4 protein-coding genes and 1 pseudogene are annotated in these 4,875 nt (G+C 74.1%); 4 read left to right on the top strand and 1 reads right to left on the bottom strand.

Annotated features, from left to right (window positions below; translation table 11 throughout):
- The 4 genes and pseudogenes from HUW36_RS25530 to HUW36_RS25515 form a co-directional block, all read left to right on the top strand.
- Positions 1 to 282: pseudogene (locus HUW36_RS25530) on the top strand (MFS transporter); the annotation flags it as partial.
- Between the two features lie 153 nt (positions 283 to 435).
- Positions 436 to 1,671 carry a glycoside hydrolase family 16 protein gene (locus HUW36_RS25525; protein WP_174530486.1) on the top strand — a complete coding sequence of 412 codons (1,236 nt, stop codon included), beginning with the start codon at positions 436 to 438 and terminating at the stop codon, positions 1,669 to 1,671.
- Between the two features lie 150 nt (positions 1,672 to 1,821).
- Entirely contained in the window at positions 1,822 to 2,016 is a 195-nt protein-coding gene (locus tag HUW36_RS25520) for a DUF397 domain-containing protein (protein WP_174530485.1), read from the top strand.
- A gap of 5 nt (positions 2,017 to 2,021) precedes the next feature.
- Positions 2,022 to 2,615 carry a GNAT family N-acetyltransferase gene (locus HUW36_RS25515; protein WP_174530484.1) on the top strand — a complete coding sequence of 198 codons (594 nt, stop codon included), beginning with the start codon at positions 2,022 to 2,024 and terminating at the stop codon, positions 2,613 to 2,615.
- A 124-nt stretch (positions 2,616 to 2,739) separates the two neighbouring features.
- Here the strand turns inward: HUW36_RS25515 and HUW36_RS25510 are convergent.
- Positions 2,740 to 4,875: WD40 repeat domain-containing protein (locus tag HUW36_RS25510; protein ID WP_425487266.1), on the bottom strand; the 2,136-nt coding region annotated here is incomplete at its 5' end.

Genomic DNA, 4,875 nt, shown 5'->3' with positions numbered 1-4,875 from the left:
CTCAATCCGCTGATGGGCGCGGTGGAGGTGGAGCGGGTGCCGGCGGCCATGCGGGCGCGGGTGTTCGGGGTGATCGGTGCCGGCGCCTGGGCGGCCATGCCGGTCGGCGCGTTCGGCGCGGGCCTGGCCGCCGACCGGTTCGGCCCCGCGGCCACGCTCGTCACCGTCGGCGTCTGCTACCTGCTGGTGGTGCTGACGCCGCTGCTCGGCGGGCCGTGGCGGGGGATGCGCCGCCCGCCGGCCGCGCCGGCCCGGCAGCCGGAACCGGCCGGCACCACCTGACCCCGCCCAACGCATCGACGGGGAGCGCTCTCTTGACAGCGGGCGGCTTCGTTCATACCTTCATCGAAGCCTATCTTTATGGTTTGTTTACCGTTCGGCGGGGCCGGCCGCCGCCACGGCGACGACCGACCCCACCACCCCAGGAGGCACCCCGTGCGCAGCATCCGTACCGTCGCCCTGGCGGCGATGGCGGCGCTCGGCCTCACGGCCGCCCTCGCCACCGTCCCCAGCACCCCCGCGGTGGCCGCCCCCGGCGCGGTCACCTGGTCCGACGACTTCAACGGCCCGGCCGGCACCGCCCCCGACGCGAGCAAGTGGCGCTACGACGTCGGCGGCAGCGGTTGGGGCAACAACGAGTTGCAGTACTACACCACCAGCACCCGCAACGCCGCGCTCGACGGCAACGGCAACCTGGTCATCACCGCCCGCAGGGAGAACCCCGCCGGCTACAACTGCTGGTACGGAAGCTGCCAGTACACCTCGGCCCGACTGCTCACCAACGGCACGTTCGCCCAGGCGTACGGGCGGTTCGAGGCCCGCATCAAGATCCCCCGAGGGCAGGGGCTGTGGCCGGCGTTCTGGATGCTCGGCAACGACATCGGCACCAACCCGTGGCCCAACAGCGGCGAGATCGACATCATGGAGAACGTCGGCTACGCGCCGTCCACCGTGTGGGGCACGCTGCACGGACCGGGCTACTCCGGCGGCAACGGCATCGGCGCGTCCACCTCGCTGCCCGGCGGCCAGGCGCTCGCCGACGCGTTCCACACGTTCACCGTGGACTGGGCGCCCGACTCGATCACCTGGTACCTCGACGGCGTCGCGTACTCCCGCAAGACCCCGGCCGACGCCGGCGGCAACCGCTGGGTCTTCGACCACCCGTTCTTCATGATCATGAACGTGGCGGTCGGCGGCAACTGGCCCGGCTCGCCGGACGGCTCCACCACGTTCCCGCAGACCATGACGATCGACTACGTCCGGGTGCAGGCCTGGGACAACGGCGGCGGGGGCACCGGCGGCCCGATCGTCGGGTACGGCGACAAGTGCGTCGACGTGGCCGGCGCCAACACCGCCAACGGCACCGCCGTGCAACTGTGGACCTGCAACGGCACCGCCGCCCAGCGCTGGAGCTGGAACGCCGACGGCTCGGTACGCGCGCTCGGCAAGTGCCTCGACGTGACCTCCGGGTCGACCGCCAACGGCGCCAAGGTGCAACTGTGGGACTGCAACGGCACCGGGGCGCAGAAGTGGGTGTTCAGCTCCGCCGGCGACATCGTCAACCCGCAGGCCGACAAGTGCCTGGACGCCACCGGCCCCAGCTCGGCCGACGGCACCCGGTTGCAGATCTGGGAGTGCGGCGGCACCGCCAACCAGAAGTGGCGGCGCTGACCGGATCCCCGGCCGGGGCCGGTGGCGTTCACCGCCCGCCCCGGCGGCCGGCCCATGAACGACATTGCGGCCCGCCGGGCGGTCTGGGATACCGTGAGGTCCGTTTCGCTCCCGCGAGACCCGACCCGTCGACGCCCTGAGAGCCCGATCATGGATGAACTGACCGGCGCGCGCTGGCGCACCAGCACTCGGAGCAGTTCCAACGGTGGTGCCTGCGTCGAGGTGGCCTACGGCGTAACCCGGGTGGTGGGCGTACGCGACTCGAAGGATCCGAGCGGTCCGGTCCTCGTCTTCACCCCGCCGGCCTGGCGGGCGTTCGTCGCCCACCTCGCGCCCCGGCGTTGACGCCGATGGACGGGTTCACGCCTGAGACGATCGACACCGGGCGGCTGCTCCTGCTGCCGTTGCGTGTCGACCACGCCGAGGAGATGGCCCTGGTGCTCGCCGATCCGGCGCTGCACGCCTTCATCGGCGGCGCGCCCGCCGCGGCGACGGCACTGCGAGCCCGCTACGAGCGGCTGGTCGCCGGCTCGCCCGACCCGGCCGAGTCGTGGTGCAACTGGGTGATCCAGGTCCGCGACGGGGGCCACCTCGCCGGCACCGTGCAGGCCACCGTCACCGAGCCCTCCGGGTCCGCACCGGACGGCGCGACGGGCGGCGCGCGGGCCGTCGGACACCGGCACCTCGCCCACGCGGACCCGGCCGCCGCCGGGCCGGTCGCGGAGATCGCCTGGGTGGTGGGCGCACCCTGGCAGGGGCGCGGGATCGCCACCGAGGCTGCCCGGGCGATGGCCGGCTGGTTGGGGCGGCGCGGTGTGCGTACCCTCGTGGCCCACATCCACCCCGACCACCGCGCGTCGGCCGCGGTGGCCACGGCCTGCGGCCTGGCCCCGACCGACGTGTGGCACGACGGCGAGGTCCGCTGGACGTGCCCGGCGGCTTGATCGACACCAGTTCGGGGAGGTGGCGGTGTGCGACGCGCTCGGACCCCGCCACCTCGGGGAGACGGTGTTGATCAAGCGCTCGGACCGCGTCACCTCCCCGAACTGGTGTCGATCAAGCGCTCGGTCAGAAGGGGGCGTCGATGGCCAGGCGGCGGACCTGGGTGAGGTAGGGGTCGAGTTCGCCGACCTCGAACCGGCAGGTGCCGATGACGTGCCAGAACTGGCCGCCGGGGTCGCCGTCCAGCTTGTACCGGCCGTCCGGGCTGACCGCCGCCCAACCGTCCGGCAGGCCGATCAGCGTGGTCCGCAACTGGGCGTGCTCCGGGTCGGCCACGTCCCACAACCGGATCGTGCCGTCGTCGCCGGCGCTGGCCAGCAGGCTGCTGTCCGGGCTGAAGTGCACCGACCAGACCCGCCGGGTGTGCGCCGCGAGAGTGCCGTGCAGCCGGCCGGTGCCCGGGTCCCAGAGCCGGATCACCAGGTCGTCGCCGGCGGTGGCGAGCAGGTTGCCGTCCGGGCTGAACGCGCAGGACCAGAGCCGACCGGTGTGCTCGGTGAGCACCGTGCGCGCCTCCCCGGTGGCGACGTCCCACACCACCGCGGTGCCGTCGTTGCCGGCGCTGGCCAGCAACGTGCCCTCGCTGTTGAAGCCGACCGAGTAGACCCGGTCGGTGTGGTGCTCCAGCGTCATCCGGCAGGTCGCGGTGGCCGCGTCCCACAGGCGTACCGCCTGGTCGTCGCAGCCGGTCGCGATGGTCTCGCCGTCCGGGCTGAACGCGACCGTGCGCACCCGGCCCCGGTGCGGGGTCAGCGTGGCGAAGTGCCGGCCGGTGCGGCGGTACCACAGGCGGACGGTGTCGTCGTCGTTCGCGGTGGCCAGGGCGTCGCCGTCGGGGCTGAACGCGACCGCCCAGACGTGGTCGGTGTCGACGTTGAGTTCCCGCTCGTCGGCGCCGGTGTCGGTGTTCCACAGGTGCACGCCGCCGTCGCCGCTGGGCGTGGCGACCAGCGGCTCCTCCGGACAGAAGACCACCGAGAGCAGGCGGTCGGCGGGACTGGCGAGCTGCCGCAGCAGCCGGCCGGTCCGCGGCTCCCAGAGCCGGACCACGCCGTCGTTGCCGCAGGCCGCCAGGACCTCGCCGTCGTCGCGGAACGACAGCGCGGTGACCCGCCGCCCGTGCCCGCGCAGCGTGTGCTGGAGCTGCCCGGTGCGGACGTCCCACAGCCGGGTGGTGCCGTCGTTGCTGCTGGTCGCCACCTGCGCCTGGTCGGGCCGCCAGACCACCGGCCAGACCGAGCCGCGGTGCCGGGTCAGCTCGTGCCGCACCTGGCCGTCGTCGGTGTCCCAGATCTGGATCGCGCCGTCGCTGGCGGCGGTGGCGAGGAGACTGCCGTCGCCGTTGAACCGGACGCTGTAGATCGCGCCGCGCTGCCGGCCGAGCACCCGGACCGGCCGGCCGGTCTCGGTCTCCCACAGGCGCAACGCGCCGTGCGTGTCACCGGTGGCCATCAGCGTGCCGTCGGGGTGGATGTCGAGGGCGTACACGTCGGCCTCGTGGCCGCGCGGCTGGCGCACCGTCGCGCCGTCGGTGGCCCGCCGGACCCACACCCGGCCGTGCTGCCCCACGGCGACCAGCAGTCGGCCGTCCGGTGAGTGCACCACCCGGTAGACCACCTCCGGCTCGCGCACCTCGAACGCCAGGTTGCCGGTGTGGATGTCCCAGCCGCGCACCGCACCGGCGCTGTCGGCGACCACCACCCGACGGCCGTCCGGGCTGAACGAGGTGCCCCAGATCGGCGCGGCGTGCCCCGGCCACTCGTGGCGCATCCGCGCGGTGCGGGTGTCGAAGAGCCGGACCACGCCGGCCGCGTCGCCGACCACCAGCCGACCCCGCCGGCCGTCGGTGAGCAGCGGCCACACCCAGCCGGCGAAGACGTCCTCGATGACGTGCCGCACGTCGCCGTGGTCGGCGTCCCACAGTCGTACGGTCAGGTCGGCAGCGCCGGTGACGAGCTGGTGCGAGGCGGCGTCGTAGCGGACCGCGTAGACCCGGGACCGGTGCCCCGGCAGGGTACGCACCGGCAGCCCGGTCGCCGTGTCGCAGAGCAGCACACCACCGTCGTCGCTGCCCACGGCCAGCACCGTGCCGTCCGGGCTGTACGCCACCGGCACCGGCAGCCGGCCCACCTCGAAGCCGTACCCGACGCCCACCGCGGGCGGGGCGAGGCCCGGCGCCACCGCACGGCCCGGCGCGACGAC

It is taken from the genome of Micromonospora maritima, from assembly GCF_902825405.1.
GTDB classification, from domain to species: domain Bacteria; phylum Actinomycetota; class Actinomycetes; order Mycobacteriales; family Micromonosporaceae; genus Micromonospora; species Micromonospora maritima.
This window is presented reverse-complemented; position numbering and strand designations above follow the sequence as displayed.

Bases quoted from the DNA above. Each gene is read 5' to 3' on its own strand.
- HUW36_RS25515 (WP_174530484.1), top strand. From the start codon at position 2,022: ATGGACGGGTTCACGCCTGAGACGATCGACACCGGGCGGCTGCTCCTG.
- HUW36_RS25520 (WP_174530485.1), top strand. From the start codon at position 1,822: ATGGATGAACTGACCGGCGCGCGCTGGCGCACCAGCACTCGGAGCAGT.